This window comes from Geofilum rhodophaeum, from assembly GCF_002210225.1.
In the GTDB taxonomy this organism is placed as follows: domain Bacteria; phylum Bacteroidota; class Bacteroidia; order Bacteroidales; family Marinilabiliaceae; genus Geofilum; species Geofilum rhodophaeum.
Window position 1 is genome coordinate 208,220 of record NZ_MWUJ01000002.1, and the last position, 20,202, is coordinate 228,421.

14 protein-coding genes are annotated in these 20,202 nt (G+C 54.3%); 6 read left to right on the top strand and 8 right to left on the bottom strand.

All coding sequences use genetic code 11. The features are described from left to right. The gene (locus tag B4W65_RS03315; protein WP_088653698.1) at positions 1 to 1,518 is read right to left on the bottom strand and encodes a GH3 auxin-responsive promoter family protein; all 1,518 of its coding nucleotides are present in this window, start codon (positions 1,516 to 1,518) and stop codon (positions 1 to 3) included. Between the two features lie 160 nt (positions 1,519 to 1,678). Here B4W65_RS03315 and B4W65_RS03320 point away from each other — a divergent pair, with 160 nt between their 5' ends. Next, positions 1,679 to 2,212: a CvpA family protein gene (locus tag B4W65_RS03320; RefSeq protein WP_088653699.1), complete on the top strand. Its 534-nt coding sequence runs from the start codon at positions 1,679 to 1,681 to the stop codon at positions 2,210 to 2,212. A 65-nt stretch (positions 2,213 to 2,277) separates the two neighbouring features. After that, positions 2,278 to 3,570 carry a tyrosine--tRNA ligase gene (gene tyrS / locus B4W65_RS03325; protein ID WP_088653700.1) on the top strand — a complete coding sequence of 431 codons (1,293 nt, stop codon included), beginning with the start codon at positions 2,278 to 2,280 and terminating at the stop codon, positions 3,568 to 3,570. A gap of 173 nt (positions 3,571 to 3,743) precedes the next feature. On the opposite strand, the gene B4W65_RS03330 is transcribed toward tyrS, so the two are convergent. Continuing rightward, positions 3,744 to 5,801 carry an insulinase family protein gene (locus tag B4W65_RS03330; protein WP_088653701.1) on the bottom strand — a complete coding sequence of 686 codons (2,058 nt, stop codon included), beginning with the start codon at positions 5,799 to 5,801 and terminating at the stop codon, positions 3,744 to 3,746. A gap of 45 nt (positions 5,802 to 5,846) precedes the next feature. Beyond that, complete coding sequence (locus B4W65_RS03335) at positions 5,847 to 7,175, bottom strand: M16 family metallopeptidase (RefSeq protein ID WP_088653702.1); 1,329 nt, start codon at positions 7,173 to 7,175, stop codon at positions 5,847 to 5,849. A 263-nt stretch (positions 7,176 to 7,438) separates the two neighbouring features. Here B4W65_RS03335 and B4W65_RS03340 point away from each other — a divergent pair, with 263 nt between their 5' ends. Both B4W65_RS03340 and B4W65_RS03345 read left to right on the top strand, forming a co-directional pair. Then, positions 7,439 to 7,909, top strand: coding sequence for a DUF6452 family protein (locus B4W65_RS03340; protein WP_088653703.1), 471 nt, complete (start codon positions 7,439 to 7,441; stop codon positions 7,907 to 7,909). Continuing rightward, positions 7,887 to 8,546, top strand: coding sequence for a DUF6048 family protein (locus B4W65_RS03345; RefSeq protein WP_088653704.1), 660 nt, complete (start codon positions 7,887 to 7,889; stop codon positions 8,544 to 8,546). Before B4W65_RS03340 ends, B4W65_RS03345 begins: the two co-directional genes overlap by 23 nt. Here the strand turns inward: B4W65_RS03345 and B4W65_RS03350 are convergent. From B4W65_RS03350 to B4W65_RS03370, 5 genes are all read right to left on the bottom strand, one after another. Then, a complete protein-coding gene (locus tag B4W65_RS03350) occupies positions 8,527 to 9,345 on the bottom strand; it encodes an HAD family hydrolase (protein WP_088653705.1) in 819 nt (272 codons plus the stop codon). The two genes, B4W65_RS03345 and B4W65_RS03350, sit on opposite strands and share 20 nt — an antisense overlap. Positions 9,346 to 9,356: 11 nt before the next feature. Then, complete coding sequence (locus B4W65_RS03355; RefSeq protein WP_088653706.1) at positions 9,357 to 10,241, bottom strand: carbon-nitrogen hydrolase; 885 nt, start codon at positions 10,239 to 10,241, stop codon at positions 9,357 to 9,359. A 123-nt stretch (positions 10,242 to 10,364) separates the two neighbouring features. Continuing rightward, positions 10,365 to 11,429: an agmatine deiminase family protein gene (locus B4W65_RS03360; RefSeq protein WP_088653707.1), complete on the bottom strand. Its 1,065-nt coding sequence runs from the start codon at positions 11,427 to 11,429 to the stop codon at positions 10,365 to 10,367. Positions 11,430 to 11,435: 6 nt separating this feature from the next. Next, entirely contained in the window at positions 11,436 to 11,900 is a 465-nt protein-coding gene (locus B4W65_RS17415; protein WP_088653708.1) for a DUF4268 domain-containing protein, read from the bottom strand. A 17-nt stretch (positions 11,901 to 11,917) separates the two neighbouring features. Further along, the gene (locus B4W65_RS03370) at positions 11,918 to 13,354 is read right to left on the bottom strand and encodes a DcaP family trimeric outer membrane transporter (RefSeq protein WP_088653709.1); all 1,437 of its coding nucleotides are present in this window, start codon (positions 13,352 to 13,354) and stop codon (positions 11,918 to 11,920) included. Between the two features lie 171 nt (positions 13,355 to 13,525). On the opposite strand from B4W65_RS03370, the gene ccsA reads away from it, so the two are divergent. Both ccsA and carB read left to right on the top strand, forming a co-directional pair. After that, positions 13,526 to 16,273 (top strand): cytochrome c biogenesis protein CcsA, encoded by a 2,748-nt coding sequence (gene ccsA, locus B4W65_RS03375; RefSeq protein ID WP_088653710.1) that lies wholly within the window; start codon positions 13,526 to 13,528, stop codon positions 16,271 to 16,273. Between the two features lie 179 nt (positions 16,274 to 16,452). Beyond that, positions 16,453 to 19,659, top strand: a complete 3,207-nt coding sequence (carB, locus tag B4W65_RS03380; protein ID WP_088653711.1) for a carbamoyl-phosphate synthase large subunit — start codon at positions 16,453 to 16,455, stop codon at positions 19,657 to 19,659. Positions 19,660 to 20,202: the final 543 nt, after the last annotated feature.

The window sequence follows — 20,202 nt, forward strand, 5'->3', positions numbered from 1 at the left end:
TTATTTGACTCTGTTTAATTCAAGTAATTGTTCAATGTATTCGCGCGTATTGGCCAAGCGGGGCACCTTGTTTTGACCACCCAGCTTGTTCTTTTGTTTCAGCCAAACAAAGAACAAACCCGGCCGGGCCACCTCCAAATGGGGGGGCTCCAGGGTAATGTCTTTGTAGCGCTTGGCATCGTAATCGCTGTTTACCTCCCTTAAAGTGGCGTCCAACTCCTGCATAAACTTGTTGTTGTCGTCGGGCGCTCTTTCAAATTCGATGAGCCACTGGTGCGAGCCTTTGGCCTCTGCACCCATATAGATGGGGGCAGCCGTGTATTCCTTTATTCTGGCCCCTGTTGCTTCACAGGCTTTTTGCAAACCCTTTTCGGCGTTTTCAATCATCAATTCTTCCCCAAAGGCATTGATGTAGTGTTTGGTCCTTCCGGATATAATGATTTTATAGGGTCGCAAGGAGGTAAAGCGCACTGTATCGCCAATCATATAGCGCCAGAGGCCGCCATTGGTGCTGATGATTAAGGCATAGTCCTTATTTTTTTCCACTTCGTTCAATTGCAGGGTGTGGGGATGTGTTTCACCCAGCTCCGAAAGCGGCATGAATTCGAAGAACACCCCGTAATCGAGCATCAGCAACATACCGGGGTCCTTGAGATCGTCCTGTACGGCAAAGAAACCTTCCGAGGCATTGTAGGTCTCCAGATAGGCCATTTGGTCTGAAGGAATCAATTCACGGTATTGCTCGCGATAAGGCGTGAAACTGACGCCGCCGTGGATGAATAGCTCGAGATTGGGCCAGACTTCCAGCAAGTTTTGTTTGCCCGTGTGTTGCAGTACGTTTTTCAGCAGCACCAAAAACCAGGAGGGTACCCCGGCCATGGCCGTCACATTTTCTTTGATGGTGGTCTCGGTGATCAGTTTCATCTTTTTCTCCCACTCGTCAATCAGCGCAATTTCCCGCTCAGGGGTACGCACAAAACTGGTCCAGAAGGGCAGGTTTTCGATCAGGATGGCCGAGAGGTCGCCGTAGAGCGAATGGTCCGAGAAGTTGTTGATTTGGTGACTGCCGCCCAGGGTAAGTGTTTTGCCGCCCATCAACTGGTTGTCGGGCCTCAGCTGATTGTAAATAACCAGGCTGTCCTTTCCCCCTTGGTAATGACAATCGTTCAGGGCTTCCTTAGAGATGGGAATGAACTTGCTGCGCGAAGAAGTGGTGCCCGAGCTCTTGGCGTACCATTTGATGTCTCCCGGCCAAAGGATGTTTTTTTCGCCCTGGCGCATCCGAATGATGTCGGGCATCATAGCGTCGTAATCCCGCACGGGCACTCTTTCCTTAAAGGCAGCTACCGACCGGATACCGGCAAAATCGTAGTTCTTTCCGATGACCGTTCCGGCCGCTTTGCCTATCAGGTAGCGGAACTGCTCTTCCTGCATGGCTTCGGGCTCTCGGCGCATTCTTTCCAGCTGACTTAGGCGTTTGCTGTTGATGAAAGAAAAGATATCGTTAAAAATGGGCATAAAAGTCCTGCTTTTTTCTTTGTTCAAATATAGGAAAAATTGACGGCAGGTAAACACATGAAACGCCGCTATAGTTTAGCGAAGCTGTGCGTAAGCCGCGCACAGGCTTTGCATTAAACAAGAATTCTCTTACTTTTAGCCTTCAATTAATCTCCCGTGTATGTCGGTATTTGATATTGTTGCCGGAATTATTCTGCTGCTTCTTTTTTTAAAGGGACTCAAAAACGGTTTTGTTATTGAGCTGGCTTCTTTGGCAGCACTGGTGTTGGGACTGGTAGGAGCGGTTAAGTTTTCAGATTTGGCCGCCCAATGGCTTTCGGGATATTTTCAGTCGCAGTACCTTTCTGTACTGGCCTTTGTTCTGGTTTTTGTGCTGGTGGTAATAGCGGTCCACCTGGTAGCACGGGGCATTGATCGCCTCTTGAAGGCTGTGGCCCTGGGCTGGCTCAATCGCCTGGTCGGAGCGCTTTTTGGATTGCTTAAGGGCGCCTTCTTATTGAGTGCCTTGCTTTTACTCCTGGATGCTTTTGGTCTGAGTCTGTGGTTGTTTTCCCCGGAAACCCAACAGACCTCCTTGCTGTACGGTCCGCTTTCGCAGTTTGCCCCCCGGGTAATGGAGTGGCTTAATGTATCGATAGACCACCTTTTGCCAGCCTTGCAGGAGGCGGTTCAAGAACAAGATGTAGTAGTTTGAGTGTTTGATTTTTGTATCTTTGACGCCGCTCAAAACGGAAAAATTAATCATTAAGGATAGATCAAATGAATTTTGTTGAGGAACTCAAGTGGCGCGGTATGATTCACGACATCATGCCCGGAACGGAAGATATGTTGGAAAAAGAAATGACGGCTGCTTATGTGGGTATCGACCCTACGGCCGATTCTTTGCACATCGGGCACCTGGTGAGTGTGATGATGTTGAAGCATTTTCAGGTAGCCGGTCACAAGCCCATTGTGTTGGTCGGTGGGGCTACAGGGATGATTGGCGACCCGTCGATGAAAAATGCCGAACGCAATTTGCTCGATGAGGCTACCCTGCGGCACAATCAGGACTGCATCAAGCAGCAACTCAGCAACTTTCTCGATTTTGGCAGTACGGTGCCCAATCGGGCAGAGATGGTGAACAACTACGACTGGATGAAGGGCATCACCTTTTTGGATTTTATTCGCGATATCGGCAAGCACATTACCGTCAATTATATGATGGCCAAGGATTCGGTCAAGAAGCGTTTGAGCGGCGATGCCCGGGAAGGGCTTTCCTTTACCGAGTTTACCTATCAGTTGGTGCAGGGCTTCGACTTTTTGCATTTGTTTCAGCACAACAACTGTCGCCTGCAAATGGGCGGGTCCGACCAGTGGGGCAACATCACTACCGGAACGGAGCTGATTCGCCGCGTAGCCGGCGGCGAGGCTTATGCCCTGACTTGTCCCCTCATTACCAAGGCCGACGGCGGCAAATTTGGTAAAACCGAGTCGGGCAACGTTTGGCTCGACCCCGAGCGCACCAGTCCCTACCAATTTTACCAGTTTTGGCTCAATACCTCCGATGCCGATGCCGAAAAGTACATCAAAATATTTACCCTTTTAAGTCGCCAGGGGGTGGCTGATTTGGTCGAAGAGCATGCCCAGGCCCCCCACGCTCGCGCCTTGCAAAAGCGCCTGGCTGAGGAAGTTACCGTAATGGTACACGGTCGTGAAGCCTACGATTTTGCCGTAGAAGCTTCCCAAATTCTGTTTGGCAAGGGTGCCACCGAAACGCTTCAGAAGATGGACGAGAAAACCCTCCTGTCGGTCTTCGAAGGTGTTCCTGTTTTTGAAGTTGCCCTCAGCACCCTCGAGGCGGGTCTGCCCGCCATCGACCTGCTCAGTGAGGCTGCGGCCATCTTCCCCTCCAAGGGTGAGGCACGTCGCACCATTGCCGGAGGCGGTGTCAGCATCAACAAGGAGAAGGTAGCCGCCCCCGACCAGCTGGTAGATGCAAAGTCCCTGCTCAACGGAAAATACTTACTGGTACAAAAGGGCAAAAAGAACTATTCCCTGCTGCTCGTGCAGTAAGGCTGCTCAACACTACTGCTCAGTCCTAAAGGGGGCTGTCTGGAAAGCAAGTAAAAACGGCTGAGTGTTGAATATTTGAAAATTTTTGCGGAAGACGTAAAACAATATAGAAAGAGGGTGTCCCATAGGAGACACCCTCTTTTTATTGCTTAGTGGTTTTCTTTTCCCAGTTGCTAGATGGCGAAGAGTTCGGCATCCGGCTGCTGGTTCAATTCAATTTGCTCGATGTGCATATCGATGCTTTGGGGTCCCATGCTCTGGTTGATGCGGGTGGGGAAGAGGACGCCCTCTACCTCGGTCCACTCCCGATAGCTGGTGGTCGCCGAACCCTGGGGTGAGCTGCTGATTTCGCGGAATTTGAGGCCGTCGCCCACCTTAAAGTACAGGGTGGTCGCCGAGCCCGAAGGCTTGGTGACTTGCAGTTTATAGCAGTTCTGACCATCAATGATTTCGGCACCGAGCAGTTCCAGCTCATAGCCTTCGTCCAGGTAGTTGAGTTCCGGAAAAAGGACGCTGCTTTCCTTCATTTCGGCCAACATAGGGCCCTCCAGTTCCTGCTCGCCCATGGGCGAAACCACCTTGCCACGTTGGCCGTCGAAGACTTGCTTTGAGAGGACCTGGCCATTCATGCCCATTTCTACCAGAACTTGATTTTTATTGGTCTGCACAGTAAGCACAGACAGGGCCATACCCTGCACGGTAGCCGTTCCGGTCTGCCGCCAGTCCTGTATCCCGTCGAGGGCTTCCTGTCCGCCCAGGGCCTCGGCATAAGCCGCAATTACGTCGGCCGCACTTACTCCCGAAACCGCTTGCAGTCCCTTTACTTCCTCTCCGTAGTAGTCGTAACGCCGAACCTTACCATCGGCAGCAAAAGGCGCCAGGGTCTCCGAAATCTTATCGGCTTCGCCCACCGCAACAATGATGCATTGCTCGGGACGCAGATACTTTTTGGCCATTTCCTGCACATCTTCTGCCGTTACTGCCGCCAATTTTTGCAGGTAGGTCTGGTAGTAATCGGCCGGCAAATTGTAACGGGCAATGTTCAGGGCGAAGCGGGCCACGGTTTGTGGATCTTCCAGCGAGCGCGAAAAGCTGCCGGTCATCATATTCTTGATCAGTTCCAGATCTTCCTCACTCACCTGCTCATTTTGCATGCGGCGCATTTCGTAAAGAATTTCGTGCACGGCACTGTCGCTCACCGAGGTACGTACCTGAGTGGAGGCGTTGAAGTTGCCGATGCGCTCGTCGGTACTCAGACTCGAATAAGCCCCATAGGTAAAGGCCTTGTCCTCGCGCAAATTTTGAAAAAGACGGGCGTTGAAAGAGCCGCCGCCCAAAATCTGATTCATCACCGAGGCCTTGATGGCGTCTGGGTGACCCGGCGTCAGGTCCACCGTGTGGGTCACCTGCAGGGTCGACTGGTTGGCGCCGTCGCGGTTGGCTACAGCCACCACCGGTCCCTCATAGCTTGGCCAGCTCTGATTTTCGTATTGCGGCACTTCAGCTTCCTGCCATTTGCCGAAGTACTTTTTGGCTTGTTTTTTGGCCTCTTTAAGGGTGATGTCGCCCACTATAATCAAATAGCCTTTGTTGGGACAAAAATAAGTCTGGTGGTACTGTTTCAGGTGGTCGGTGGTGATCCTGGCCAGACTGGCTTCGGAGGTCACGGCCCCGTAGGGGTCCGTTGACCCGTAGCGCAATACCGAGGCAATGTTGCCGGCAATGGCCGAAGGTTCGTTTTTATTGGCCTGGATGGCGGTCTCCATCTGCTTGACGATCTTGTCCAGCTCCTCCTGCGGAAAAACCGGATTCAGCAGTACGTCCGACATCAGCTCCAGCAGGATGCTGTTGTGGCGGGTGAGACTGCGCGCATAAATGCCCTTAGAATGCGGCGAGAGGGTGGCCCCGATGAAATCTACTGCCTCATCAATTTCGGCCTTGCTGCGGCTGGTGGTTCCTGCACGCATCAAATCGCCCACCAGTTCCACATAGCCCGTGGCTTCGCCTTCGGGAACGGCACCGGTGTTGAGGGTGAGACTGTAGCTGACCATCGGCAATTTGTGGTCTTCCACCACAAAAACCTGCAGGCCGTTTTTCAAAGTAAACTGCTGCGATTCTCCAATATTGATCTGGGGAGCCGGTCCCGCCGCCGGCGGGGTGCTGCGATCGAGCTGGGCCCATAAGCCGGTGCTCAGGAGGCCCATATAAAGCAAAGTGATTATTTTCTTCATGATGTATGTTTTTCGTCGGCCGAAAAGTTCGACCCTTATTTGGGTTTAGTTCTGCTTAGGCAGGTAGTACAATACCACCCGGTTTTCGGGCACAAAGTAGGTTTGGGCCACCCTTTGAATGTCTTCACGCGTAACCGCCATGTAGCGGTCCAGTTCGCGGTTCACCAAAGCGGCATCTCCAAAATAGGTGTAAAAAGTCGCCAGGTTGTGGGCCCGCTCGGCAATTTGCTGGTTGCCGCTCACCACCTGGTTTTCGAACTGGTTGCGCAATTTTTGAAATTCTCTGTCGGGAATCAGGCTGCTGCGTACCTTCTCGATTTCTGCATTCATCGCGTTTTCCAAATCCTGGGGGTCAACACCCATGTTGCTGAAAGCCAGGGTGAAGTTGACCGTAGGCTCGTTAAAGGGCAGGGGGAAGGAGCCCACCTGCAGGGCCAATTGCTGCTCATCTACCAACTCTTTGTGCAGGCGTGAGCTTTGTCCCCCCGACAGCAAAGTCCCCAACATTTCAATGGCATAGTAATCGTCGGTCCCCATAGCCGGCATGCGGTAGGCCTGCAGCACCAGTGGTACCTGAATGTTGTCGAAAATGGTATCGCGCACCTCACCACCCAGGGGCGGTTCAACTACTGAGGGCCGGTAAATTTCCCCTTCGTTGGCGGGAATGTCGCCGTAGTATTTTTCTACCAGACGGCGTGCCTGCTCTTCGTTGATGTCGCCGGCTACGACCAATACCGCATTGTTGGGCACATAAAAACTGTTGTAGAAGGCTTCAAATTCCTCGTCGCGCGCCGCCCTGATGTGGTCCGGGTCGCCAATGGTCACCCAGCGGTAGGGATGCTCGCGGTAGGCCCGCTTCATGGTTTCAATTAAAATGGTGCCGTAGGGACGGTTGTCGTAGCTCTGCTTCTTTTCTTCGATCACCACCTGCTTTTGCGTGGCAATGCCCTGTGAATCGACAGTGGCATGTAGCATGCGCTCCGACTCCAGCCACAGGCCCAGTTCCAACTGGTTGGAGGGCAGGGTTTGGTAGTAGTAGGTGCGGTCCGATGAGGTATTGGCGTTGAGCGTACCGCCTGCCCGTTCCACAAATTTGGCGTACTGGCCACGTGGAATGTTTTTGGTACCCTCAAACATCAGGTGTTCAAAAAAGTGGGCAAAGCCTGTGCGGTTGGGTTGTTCGTGTTTAGAGCCCACATTGTACATCACCGCCACCGTTACGATGGGGGTACTGTTGTCGCGGTGTAAGATAACATGCAGACCGTTGTCAAGTTTAAACTCTGTAAAATCGACCTGGCCCGATGCGGCCTTCAGCGGGGCAATACTTAAGAGTCCCGCTGCTGCAGCAATAAATAGTTGCTTCAAGTGCATCATGATTTATAGATTAGTAATAAAGAATGGGGATTAATTTCAAAAATCAGTCCAAAGCTACGAAACGACTGAGAGAATGTAAACTGTGGCCGACTGAACTTTTGTGCAGGTCGGGTTAATCGGAGCGTTTTGTCCGCAAACGAACAGGTGGGTGTTCGTTATCGGACAGATCCGCCTGCCCCGGCACAGATTTTGTCGCTGTGCGGTAATTGTGCAAATATTTTTACTTTTGTGCCGGAAGCCAATTAATACTAAGCAGCCCAATAATGAAAGCAAAACATTGGATGGGTGTGTTGTTGTTCGGCAGTTTTTTGTGGGCATCCTGCTCGCAGAACGAGATTTGTCTTTCGAACCAGCATGCTTTGCAGAGCGGATTTTATTCGGCCCTTGCCCTTGAGGACAAGGATACCTTACTCACAGAGGCCCGTATTTACGGTATTCTGCCCGAAAGGGATCCCCTCTACGACAACGAAACGGTGGGCAAACTGTTTTTGCCCCTGTCTTTTCAGAAAGACACCACCGCCTTTGTGCTCTATTCCGGTGAATTTATGAAGGACACCCTGTGGATTCGGCACAGCAGTGAGCTGAAATACATTTCGCGGGATTGTGGATTTACCTTTAACTTTGAACTGGATAGTGTGTGGTTTACCCGCGTGTTTATTGATTCGGTAGCCATTGAAAATCCCGGGGTTAATTACGGTGAAAACTTTGAGAATGTTAAGATCTATATTTATTAGTCTCCTGTTGCTCTGGGGCAGCAGTCTCCCCGCCCAGCTGGTGCAGGAGCCGCCCAGTCGGCCCCAGGGTTTTACCCTGGGCGTCAACCTGGCCGGGCCCCTCAACAAGCTGCTCGATGGCGACAGGACCGGTATTTCCTTTCTTACGCGCATGAACCTGACGGAGGATTGGTTTTTTATTGGAGAGGCTGGTTTTGAGAATGTAAGCTTTACCAAAGAGGCTTACGACTACGAATCGAACGGCACCTTTCTGCGTTTGGGCCTGGCCCGGGACATGCTGCCCGAAAAGGAGGCCGGCAGTATGGACAACATTCTTATGGGTTTGCAGTACGGCTATGCCCTGCAGGAGCAAACGGCCGGTCGTTTCAGTATATTTAACGGCTATTGGGACGATTACCACAGTCGCGTAGGCGCCAACACGCTCAACACCCACTGGGCCGAGCTGTCGGTGGGTCCCCGTGCCGAAGTCTTCCATAACTTTTTTCTGAGCTGGCAACTCAATCTGCGCGTGGTGCTCGTCAGCAGCAACAGCAGCACCCTGGAACCCTACATTGTTCCCGGTTACGGTATTGGCGACAATAAAGTGATCCTGGGCTTTGCCTACACCCTCGAGTACTTTATTCCCTGGAAAAAGTAGCGGCCTGGGGCTGCAACAGCAAACGCTCCACGGTATCGACCACCCCGTTGTGGTTGTTGTCCCTGCTGGTAATGAAGCGGGCCCTTTCACGGATGATCGGGTGCGCATTTTTCATCGCGAAGCTGTGGTCTGCTGCCTCAATCATCTCCAGGTCGTTCAGAAAATCACCAAAGACCATGGTTTGTTCGCTGCCGATGCCCAGTTTCTCCTGGGCCCTGCGTACGGCATTGCCCTTGTTGGCATCCAGGTTGGTCACATCCAGCCAGTGCTCACCCGACACCGTTACCTTGTAACGGTCGCCAAAGTGCTGCAGCTTTTGGGCACTGTTGTTCTCAGCGCCCAGTTTATCGTAGAGGGCCAGTTTCAGCACCTCATCCTGCACCTCATCGAGGCGATCGACCACCTCCAGGCGGTGATAGTACTTACCGGCTTCCTCCACCAGTAAGGGATCCTTTTGTTCCATATAGGCCGAGCGGCGGCCGCACAGCACCAGTTCCACACCCGGTATTTGGCGGGCCGTTTGCAGCAATTCGTGCAAGCTGCCGGTCTCCAGACTGTTCACATACAAGTCCTCCCCCCGGTAACGCACCAGGGTGCCGTTTTCTGCAATGAAAAGGGTGTCGGCTGCAATGCGCTCAAAATCCTTTTCGATGGTATAAATCTGTCGCCCGCTGGCCACCGAAAACAAAACGCCCTTTTGTAAAAGTTGCTGATGGGTGGGCCAAAACGACGGATCAATCTCCTTCAAATCGTTCAGCAAGGTGCCGTCCAGGTCGGTCACCACCAGTTTGATATCCATAAGTTTTTTATTTAGTCGATGAAACGCCGTACGATGTTTCCGTAGGCATCGATGCGCCGGTCGCGCAGGAAGGGCCAGATGCGGCGTACCGCCTCAGAACGCTGCAGGTCGATATCGACCAGCAGCAAGTCCTCCCCCTCATTGCCCGCTTCGGCCAGCATTTCCCCCTGGGGACCTGCCACAAAGCTGTTTCCCCAAAAGCTGATGCCGCCCGTTACGCCCGAAGGATCGGGTTCGTAACCCACGCGGTTGACCGAGACGACGGGCAGACCGTTGGCTACGGCATGGCCCCGCTGACTCAAAATCCAGGCGTTCTTCTGCCGTTCCTTTTCGTCCGGCGCATCGCTGCTCTCCCAGCCAATGGCCGTGGGATAAATCAGCAGGTCGGCCCCCCGCAGCGCCATCAAACGCGCCGCCTCCGGGTACCACTGGTCCCAGCACACCAAAACCCCCAGGCGCCCCACCGACGTGTCGATAGGCTCAAAGCCCAGGTCGCCCGGCGTAAAGTAAAATTTCTCGTAATAGGCCGGATCGTCGGGAATGTGCATTTTTCGGTACTTGCCGGCCAGGCTGCCGTCGCGCTCAAACACCACCGCCGTATTGTGGTACAAACCCGGCGCCCTACGCTCAAAGAGGGAGGTCACCAGCACAATGCCCAGCTCGCCAGCCAGCGCACCAAAGCGCTCGGTAGAGGGACCCGGAATCGGCTCCGCCAGATCGAACACTTCGGTGTCCTCGGTCTGACAAAAATACAGACTGTTGTGCAGCTCCTGCAACACCACCAGCTGTGCGCCTTCGGCCGCCGCCTTGCGGATGTTGGCCTCCAGCTTAGCGGTATTGGCCTCGAGGTCGGCCCCATTGCTTTGTTGAATCAGAGCGGTACGGATTTTTTGCATCTTCCCTAAAATTTTAGTGGTCCCACAAAGTTAACGAAAGTCCCTGTTGCAAAATCGCAACAAAAGGAAATATAGCTTAAAATAAAGCACTGTTTTTCAGTGTATAAAGGTGCTGCGGTAGGACTAATCCCGTCGCAAATCGGGGTGCATGTAGCCGCGGGGCAGCTGCATGGTCACGCAGTGCAGCGAGCCGTGCTGTTTGATCAGCGGCAGGCAATCGACCCCCACCACTTCGCGTCCCGGAAAGGCCTGGGCCAGTTGTTCCAGGGCCTGGGCATCCCGCTCGCTCCGGTAGGTGGGCACCAGCACCGCCCCGTTGACAATCAAAAAGTTGGCGTAGGTGGCCGGCAGTCGCTCCCCGTCCACCACCACCTCACGGGCCATGGGCAGAGGCAGGAGGCGGTAGGGTTCCCCCTCGGGCGTACGGAAGGAGCGCAATTCCTTTTCCATCGCCTGCAGGGCCTCGAAATGCACATCGCCCTCGTCCTCACACTTTACATAGGCTATGGTGTCCCTGCTGCAAAAACGTGCCAGGGTATCGATGTGACTGTCGGTATCGTCGCCCGCCAAAAAGCCGTGGTTCACCCACAGCACCCTTTTTGAGCCCAGCACCTCCTTTAAAAAGACTTCAATCTCGTTGCGGTTCCACTGCCCGTTGCGGTTGGGCGAGAGCAGACACTCCGAGGTCGTCAGCAGGGTGCCCTCCCCGTCGCTTTCGAGGGCCCCGCCCTCCAATACAAAGTTCAAGAGGTTGTAGTAGCTCGTCGCTTTGTCGAACACCCCCTTGTCGAACAGCGCCCGGTTGATGCGATTGTCCTTATCGGCCGCAAACTTCAGTCCCCAGCCATTGAACTTAAAATCCAAAAAAGCCTTTTGTCCGTTCTCCTCCAGCGCAAGAGGCCCAAAGTCCCTCGCCCAGGTATCGTTGGTCGGCACCACCAGCTGAAACAGGTGCCGCGCTGCCTCTTGGCCCACCGCCTTAAGCACCCGTTTTTCCAGTCCCCCGGCTGTAGCCTCATCGGGCACCAAAAGGAGCACCGACTCGTAGCGCAGGAGGGTGGTAACAATGCCGAAAAAGCAGTCCTGCACCTCTTCCAGCATATAGGCCCAGTCGCTTTGCGCGTGGGGCCAGGCCAGCAGCACCCCGTCCTGGGGCTCCCACTCGGCCAAAAAACGCTTGTGTTCCATGGCTAATTATTCGTTGATGTTGGCCTGCAGGTAGTCCTTCACTTCCAGGAAGGCCGCTTCCATGCGCAGCATATTGTCAATCAAAAAGAAAAACATATCGGGCCACAGCTCCTCATTCATGATGTCGCCCGGCGTTTCCACGTAGGTCCGGCAGACCAGTTCGCCCGTTGGTTTTTCATAGGCAAAATCCCAGGTCAGCGGTCCCCCGAAAGTCTCCTCAAACACGCCCTTGGCCGCCTGCAGTTTTTCGAAGAGTTGCAAGCGCCGCTCTTCACTGCTGTGGTTGATTTCCAGCGCCACCCTGGCCTTTTCCCGGTCCACATCAAAGCGCAAGTCCAGCCCCTTGATGCCCGTATTCTCAAAAATCCAGAACTTCTTCCGCCCTTTTTGTCCCGGCAGTCGCCGCGTCCGGTTGTTCAGGCGCTGCCAAAATTCCAGACGCAACTGCTTGGCCTCCTCCTTGTTAAACATAGTGGTCTCCCTCTTTTTTAAAAACTGTACCTCATCGATAACAACATGCGGTGATTGCTAAAGTTCAACACATCAACCGGCAGACCGTAATCGTCGTAGTTCTGTCCCCATCCGGCCCGGGCATACATGTACTCGGCACCCGCAAACAGGCGCGGGGTGAAGTGGTATTTGACGCGGGGTGCCAGGGTGAAAACCCCACTGAGTCCCGCATCGAAGGAGAGGGCCTCAACCACTTCCACCAGCTCCGAGGCACCCAGGGCCTGCATGTAGCCCACAAAAATGCCCGGATCCCAGCGCTCCATTCTGCGGTCGGCATCCAGCCACAGCGTAGCGGTAGCCAGGGGCAGATAGTCCGGATCGTCCACACTCGAAGAGCTGCGACGGCCCACCCCTCCGGGAATCACCATCTCGCTGATGTTTTGTCCGTATAAGGCCCCTGCCCTAAAAGTGGCGACTTGCAGGCGATAGCGAAAGGTCGCCTGGGCGTGCCAGCCCTTGAGTAAGGGCTGGGTGCCTGCCGGGTCGTAGGCCTCAGGCAAAGCCAGTTGCTTGTAGCCTGCGGTGAAGGAAGCCCAGGCGGGGCCGTCCCCGCCGCTTTTGACTTGCAGTACCACTTCGGGGCGACCGGCATCCTCGCTGCCTGAGGCAAAGCCGGTGGTCCGGAAGTTGTTTTGTTCGAGCAGGGTCAGCGACAGCTCGGTCTGTCTGCCCGCCTGCCAGGCCACCCGTACCTGGGGGTTGCGACTTAAGGGGTGCATGGGCAATCCCGCACAGGTATTCACCATTTGCGGAAAGTTCTCCGGAATAAAGAAAGGGTGCCAGGTCTGACCCACCGTTACATCCCAGTCGCCCCGGCCCAGCTTAATGTAAGCATGGCGCAGACGAAAATCCGCATCGCTTCCCCGGTCATCGCCCAGGAAGTCGGCCTCCAACACCCCCGAAACACGCAAACCCTCCCACTCCGGTCCCTTCAGGTGCAGGCCAAAGCGTGAGTGCGCCGCGTCCAAATCGAAGCGCCCCCGGTCGTTCAAATCTTCCCCGGTAATGTCGTGCTGTCGCTCCGGCAGCGGATAAAGGTAAATGTGGTGATTGCGTGCCTGTTTGCTGGCGCGGGTATTGTAAACCCCGTCCACGGCCACAAAGCCGTGCAGTTCTACCTGCACCTTGTTGTCGTTCTGTGCCCCAAGGCCCAGCCAGCAGCCCGTCAGCAACAGGCCCGTTAAAAATCTTTTCATGTTTTTGGTTTGTAGATGTAGCGGCACAAAAAAACGAAATATTTGCCAATGCGTCAAATGAAGGTTGCCGCTGCGCTCAAAGCATTTGAGACTGCCCGGTGAAACGCCGGAGCGTTCCGCCATTTCGGTCTGAGACATTTTTAACTGTCGCCGCAGGGCCTTGTGTTTCAGGGCCAGTTTTTGCGCCATTTCTACAGGAGTGGGGTCCAGACTGTACATTACAAATAGTTAATATGTTATTCAAAAGCAGCTCTTTTCGATGAAAACAGCTGAAATAAGCGTCGTTTTAATGAGCCGAAGCTCAATGTGTAAGCCGACCCTGCATTTTGTGATTTGGGTCAAACGGTATATATTTACCTGATTGGAAAAACCGAACCTAAAGCTGCACGGATGAAGCAAGTGGTAAAAGTACTCTCGGCCCCCTGGATGATGGGCGCCCTCCTGGTTATTCTGGCCGCCGCCATGGCCATGGCCACCTTTGTCGAAAACGACTACGGCACACCCGCTGCCCGTCATCTGGTTTACAGCGCCTGGTGGTTCGAGGGCATCTTCCTGCTTTTGGCCATCAACATGCTCGGCAATATTTTCAATTTTCAGATGTGGCAGCGACGTAAGCTGCCCGTTTTGTTGTTTCACTTGTCGTTTTTTCTGATTTTGCTGGGCGCCGCCCTCACCCGCTATGTGGGTTACGAGGGACTCATGCACATCAGGGAGGGGGAGAGTGAGCAGCAAATGCTTTCCTACGATCCGCACCTGACCCTCGAGTGGCAGAGCGCCGATGCGCACATCCAGCAGTCGAAGCCCGCCCTTTTATCGCCCGCCACCCCCCATGCCTATAAGGGCAGCATAAGCACGCCCTCCGGAAAAATCAAAGTCCGCAGTCTCGCCTTTATACCCAATTCCGGTCACGCCCACGAAGGCAGCACCCAGCCCCACGCTGTTGTGATGGAAGTCCGCCACCAGGGCGAGCGCGACACCCTCATGGTATACGGCCGCAGCGGGGAAATCGGGGCGCCCCTCAACATTGAATTTCCCAAGGGCAGCCTGCAGCTGCGCTACGGCGCCCTGCCCATCGATTTGCCCTTCAGTGTTCGACTTAAGGAATTTATTCTGGAGCGCTATCCCGGTTCGGAGAGTCCCTCCGGCTACCGCAGCGAAGTGCAGCTCACCGACCACGCTACGGGGACGGAAAGCGAGCATTCCATTTTTATGAACAATATTTTGAATCACCGCGGCTACCGGCTTTACCAAAGCTCGTACGACACCGACGAGCGTGGCACCATCTTGTCGGTGAACCGCGACGGCGCAGGCACCCTGGTGACCTACATCGGCTATTTTTTGATGAGTCTGGGTATGTTTTGGGCCCTCTTTGCCCCGGGCACCCGCTTTCGTATTCTGCTTCATCAGGTGGATCGCATTCACCGCCAGCGACGCAAGCTGGTCGGTCTGGTCTTGCTGCTGCTTTTGCCGCTGGGCGCCCTCGCCCAACGGCAGGTCGACTTGCCGCCGGCTCCCGATGCGGAGTTGGCCGCCGAGTTCGGGTCGCTTTGGGTGCTCGACAGGGGCGGCCGCATCAAGCCGCTGAACTCCCTGCATCAGGAAATTGCCCTGAAGCTGGTGAAGCACCACAGTTTTAGGGGGCGGACCGCCGATCAGCTGATTTTGGGCTTCTTTAGCCATCCGGCCGAATGGCAGCGTACGCCCCTGATCACCGTTAAGGAGCCCGAGTTGCGTCGTTTGTTGCAGTTGAGCGGACCCAAAGCGGCCTTTGCCGACTTTTTTGATGCCCAACGCAATTACCGCATTCAGTCTCTGGTAGAAGCGGCCTACCGCAAAAGTCCTTCGGAGCGCAACAAGCTCGACCAGGAAGCGATTAAGGTGGATGAGCAGGTGAATGTGTTTTACCTCACCCAGGCCGGTGAGCTGCACCAGATTTTTCCTACTTCGGCCGATCGGCAACAACCCTGGTACACCCCCGTGGCACGGCCCACCACGCTGTCGCCCAACGACAGTGCCTTTGTGACTTCGGTACTCAGTAACTTTATTCAGCAAGTGCGCAACAACGACAGGGCGGGTGCCCTGGCGCTGCTCGATGAGGTGCGGACTTATCAGGAAAGTCACGCCGCCGAACTGCTGCCCGGTGAGCGCCGTCTCCGGATGGAGCTGCTCTACAACCGTCTCAGCATCTTTTTGTGGCTCAGTACGGTGCTGTTCGGACTCGGAGCGTTTTTGTTGCTCCTGCAATTCGTCACCCTGCTGAAGCCCCGTTGGCAATTCAAGACCGTGATGCGCATAGGTTTTGTGCTGATTCTGCTTGGCTTTTTGTATTACAGCTTCGGCATGGGCCTGCGCTGGTATCTGGCCGGTCGCGCCCCCTGGAGCAACGGCTACGAAACCATGGTCTTTGTCGGATGGACCATCCTCTTTGCCGCCTTCGTGTTTGTCCGCAAGTCGCCCCTCATCCTGCCCATTTCGGCGCTGTTTGCGGGACTGGTGCTTATGATTGCCCACCTCAGCTGGATGAATCCCCAGATCACCAATCTGGTGCCCGTTTTGCAGTCGTACTGGCTCACCCTGCACGTCAGCATCATTACTGCGGGCTACGGCTTTTTGGCCCTGGGGGCCCTGCTCGGCTTCCTGAGTCTCCTCATCGTGATTGTGCGCACGCCCCTTAATTATGCGCGACTGCAACTCAGCATTCAAGAGCTTACCGCCATCAATGAGCTGTCGCTGACCGCCGGTCTTTACCTGATGACCATCGGCTCCTTTTTGGGCGGCGTATGGGCCAACGAGTCCTGGGGCCGCTACTGGGGCTGGGATCCCAAAGAAACCTGGTCGCTCATCACCATCATCGTTTACGCCTTTGTGTTGCACATGCGCTTTATTCCCGGTATGCGGGGACAGCTGGCTTTTAACAGTGCCGCCATGGTCAGCATTGCCTCGGTCATCATGACCTACCTGGGGGTCAACTACTACCTGGCCGGTATGCACAGTTATGCAGGAGGCGATCCGGTACCCATTCCCGCCTTTGTGTATTATACCGCTGCGGTATTTGTGCTGCTGATTGCCGCGGCCCGGTACAACGACAGCCGTCTGCGCACTAAAGTTAATCCTCTGAGCAAGCACAAGGACTTTTAGATTATAACTTTAGGCAAATTTTTCGTAATATTGCATCCGTTTTGGAGTGAAGCGAACGTCAATTGAGAAGTTTCTGAGCGCAGAAACCTGGTTTGCTGAGCATCAATAGCGAAGGGGCGCCCGGTACAGCCCCTTTTTAGTGCAGTTAAAGTTTAGGATCCTTATATAAACATTTGAACATGCCAAAACGGAACGACATCCACAAAATTTTGATCATTGGTTCGGGCCCCATCGTCATTGGGCAGGCCTGCGAATTCGATTACTCAGGCACCCAGGCCTGTAAGGCCCTGCGTGCCTTAGGCTACGAAATTGTGCTGGTCAACAGCAATCCCGCCACCATCATGACCGACCCCGAAATGGCCGATTTTACCTACATCGAGCCCTTGAATGAGTATGCCCTTACCGAGATCATTAAAAAAGAAAGGCCCGATGCCCTGCTGCCCAACCTGGGGGGACAAACGGCGCTGAACCTGTCGCTCGATCTGGCGAACAAAGGCATCCTCGAAAAATACAATGTGGAAGTCATCGGGGTGAACCTCAAAGCCATTGAAAAAGGGGAGGACCGCACCGAGTTTAAGAACTCGATGGAAGAGCTGGGCATTGAAATGGCCCGCAGTAAGGCGGTGACCAGCATCGAAGCCGCCGAAGAAATTGCCGAAGAGCTTGGTTATCCCGTGGTGATTCGTCCCGCCTACACCATGGGCGGAACCGGGGGCGGCCTTGTTTACAATGTGGAAGAGCTGCGCGTGATTGCCTCGCGGGGTATTGCCGCCAGTATGATCGGCCAGATTCTGGTAGAAGAGTCGGTCCTCGGCTGGGAAGAGCTGGAGCTGGAAGTGGTACGCGACCAAAACGGCAAAATGATTACCGTTTGCTTCATCGAGAATGTGGATCCCGTAGGCGTACATACCGGCGACTCTTTTTGCACGGCACCCATGCTCACCATTGCCGAAGATGTTCAACAGAAATTGCAGGAGCTCTCGTACCGCATCGTGGAGAGTGTCGGCGTAATCGGCGGCACCAACGTACAGTGGGCACACGACCCCAAGACCGGTCGCATCGTTGTCATCGAAATTAATCCCCGTACCTCGCGCTCCTCGGCCCTGGCCTCCAAGGCCACCGGCTTCCCCATCGCCCTGATCTCCGCCATGCTGGCATGCGGACTCACCCTCGATGAACTGCCTTACTGGAAGGATGGCAGTCTCGATAAGTACGTGCCTACGGGCGACTACGTGGTGGTGAAGTTTGCCAAGTGGGCCTTTGAGAAATTCGACGGACTCAAGGACAAGCTGGGCACGCAGATGCATGCCGTGGGTGAGGTCATGAGCATCGGCAAAAATTACAAGGAAGCCCTGCAAAAGGCGATCCGTTCCCTGGAAACCGGTCGCTACGGATTGGGCTTTGCCAAGGACTACAACAGTCTGAGTCTCGACCAGCTGATGGGCCTACTGGCTTACCCCACCAGTGAGCGTCAGTTTGTAATGTACGAAGCCCTGCGCAAGGGCGCCACCGTGGCGCAGTTGCACGAGAAGACCGCCATCAAGGCCTGGTTCATCGAGCAGATGCAGGAACTCGTTCAGCTCGAAGAAGAAATCCTGAAATACCGCGGCAAGGAACTGCCCGAAGCACTTTTTGTTCAGGCCAAGAAAGACGGTTTTGCCGACAAGTACCTCGCCAAGTTGTTGGAGCTGCCCGAAGACCAAATCCGTGCCCGACGCAAGCAAGTGGGCATGGAAGAAGCCTGGGAGCCGGTACCGGTCAGCGGGGTAGAAGATGCCGCCTACTACTACAGTACCTACAACGCCCCCGACCAGGTGGCGGTTGATCAGCAAAAGAAAATCATGGTGCTGGGTGGGGGACCCAACCGCATTGGTCAGGGTATCGAATTCGACTATTGCTGCGTTCACGCCGCCTTCAGCATCCGCGATGCCGGCTACGAAAGCATCATGGTCAACTGCAACCCCGAAACGGTATCGACCGACTACGACACCTCCGGTCGCCTCTACTTTGAGCCCCTTACCGTAGAAGACGTACTCAGCATCTACGAAAAAGAAAAGCCCGACGGTGTTATTTGTCAGTTTGGGGGACAAACCCCGCTGAACATCGCCGCCGAACTTGAAGCCAACGGCGTAAAAATCATCGGAACCAGTCCCCATACCATCGACCTGGCCGAGGACCGCGACCAGTTTCGTGAAATCATGGAAAAGCTGCACATCCCGCAGCCCGCCAGCGGAATGGCCAGCACCGAAGACGAGGCCCTGGCCATTGCAGCCCGCATCGGCTATCCGCTGATGGTGCGCCCCTCCTACGTGTTGGGCGGACGCGGCATGCGCATTGTGCAGGACGAGGCCATGCTGCGCCAGTACGTAAAAGCTGCCGCCGCAGAAGTCTCGCCCGACCGGCCCCTGCTCATCGACAAGTTTTTGGAAGACGCCATTGAAGCCGAAGCCGACGCCATTTGCGACGGCAAAGACGCCTTTGTGCCCGCCGTCATGCAGCACATCGAGTACGCCGGCATTCACTCAGGCGACTCCGCCTGTGTGATTCCCCCGGTAGCCATCACCGATGCGCAAATAGCCACTATAGAAGAATACACCCGTCGCATTGCCGTAGAAATGAAGGTGGTGGGACTCATGAACATTCAGTACGCCATTTACAAGGACGAGGTCTTTATTCTGGAAGCCAACCCCCGCGCCTCGCGCACCGTGCCTTTGGTCTCCAAAATATGCAACATTCCCATGGCCAAAATCGCCACCCAGCTCATGCTTGGTAAAAAGCTCAGCGATTTCGACCTGAAGAAGCCTACTTTCAGCCACTTTGGCGTGAAAGAAGCCGTGTTCCCCTTCAACATGTTCCCCGATGTAGATCCCGTACTCGGACCCGAGATGCGCTCTACCGGTGAAGTGCTGGGACTGGCCGACTCATTTGGTCTTGCCTTTTTCAAGTCGCAGGAAGCCACCAAACTGAAGCTGCCCGTTGAAGGCAAGGTGCTGATTACCGTAGCCGACAACGACAAAGATCAGATGATCGAAGTGGCCCGCGACCTGTCCGGCATGGGCTTTGGCGTGGTTGCCACCAAAGGTACCGCCGCCTTTCTGCAAAGTAAGGGTATCCAAGCCGAGGAAGTGCTGAAAGTACATGAAGGTCGCCCCAACATCGTTGACCTGCTTAAAAATGGCGAAATCAACCTCGTAATGAATACCCCTGCCGGTAAGCAAAGCGAGTTCGACGACTCTTACATCCGTAAGAACGCCATTAAAAACAATGTGCTCTACATTACCACCACCGCCGCTGCCAAAGCCGCCGCGGCCGGTATCAAAGAGCGCCTGAACGGCAACTACCTGGTAAAATCTCTGCAAGATTACCACAAAGGTATTGTAAAGTAGCGTTTGACCGCTTTATGCTGTGACCCGCTCCGTGCCGGTCGCACTACCCCAAAAGCTGCTCCCCTTCATGCGGGAGCAGCTTTTTCATTTGAGGAGTCTTCCTTTGTCGACGGCATTATTAATTTTGTTACTTTAGGTCATTCATGTTTCGATTCAAGCACTTTTTTCTAAACCATTAAACCTGTGAAAATCTTAATCTTATTCCTTGTTTCCCTCTTTATTGCTTTTAACTTGAGCGCATAAGTGCGTTGGGGAGTATATGGTGGTCTGTCCAGGTCAGAGTCTGTAGAAAAATTGCAGCCTTTCAACACTGGACCAGGACTGGACATCGAATTAGAAAGTGAGCCAATTGACGTGGCAGTATACTCGCACATCAGGTGGTTTATTGAGCGTAATCTCGTTCAGAATTTAATTATGGGCTAAGAATCGATTTGACCAAAAAGTAGCAGCCCGATTTTGGTAATGGCCTATGCCCCCTGCAAGATTACCACAAAGGCATGGTAAAATAGCGATTGACCGTCTTAGTGTCTGAAAAACTTCGAA

Coding starts and splice junctions, on each gene's coding strand:
- B4W65_RS03315 (WP_088653698.1), bottom strand. CDS start 1,518: ATGCCCATTTTTAACGATATCTTTTCTTTCATCAACAGCAAACGCCTA.
- B4W65_RS03320 (WP_088653699.1), top strand. CDS start 1,679: ATGTCGGTATTTGATATTGTTGCCGGAATTATTCTGCTGCTTCTTTTT.
- tyrS (WP_088653700.1), top strand. CDS start 2,278: ATGAATTTTGTTGAGGAACTCAAGTGGCGCGGTATGATTCACGACATC.
- B4W65_RS03330 (WP_088653701.1), bottom strand. CDS start 5,801: ATGAAGAAAATAATCACTTTGCTTTATATGGGCCTCCTGAGCACCGGC.
- B4W65_RS03335 (WP_088653702.1), bottom strand. CDS start 7,175: ATGATGCACTTGAAGCAACTATTTATTGCTGCAGCAGCGGGACTCTTA.
- B4W65_RS03340 (WP_088653703.1), top strand. CDS start 7,439: ATGAAAGCAAAACATTGGATGGGTGTGTTGTTGTTCGGCAGTTTTTTG.
- B4W65_RS03345 (WP_088653704.1), top strand. CDS start 7,887: ATGTTAAGATCTATATTTATTAGTCTCCTGTTGCTCTGGGGCAGCAGT.
- B4W65_RS03350 (WP_088653705.1), bottom strand. CDS start 9,345: ATGGATATCAAACTGGTGGTGACCGACCTGGACGGCACCTTGCTGAAC.
- B4W65_RS03355 (WP_088653706.1), bottom strand. CDS start 10,241: ATGCAAAAAATCCGTACCGCTCTGATTCAACAAAGCAATGGGGCCGAC.
- B4W65_RS03360 (WP_088653707.1), bottom strand. CDS start 11,429: ATGGAACACAAGCGTTTTTTGGCCGAGTGGGAGCCCCAGGACGGGGTG.
- B4W65_RS17415 (WP_088653708.1), bottom strand. CDS start 11,900: ATGTTTAACAAGGAGGAGGCCAAGCAGTTGCGTCTGGAATTTTGGCAG.
- B4W65_RS03370 (WP_088653709.1), bottom strand. CDS start 13,354: ATGTACAGTCTGGACCCCACTCCTGTAGAAATGGCGCAAAAACTGGCC.
- ccsA (WP_088653710.1), top strand. CDS start 13,526: ATGAAGCAAGTGGTAAAAGTACTCTCGGCCCCCTGGATGATGGGCGCC.
- carB (WP_088653711.1), top strand. CDS start 16,453: ATGCCAAAACGGAACGACATCCACAAAATTTTGATCATTGGTTCGGGC.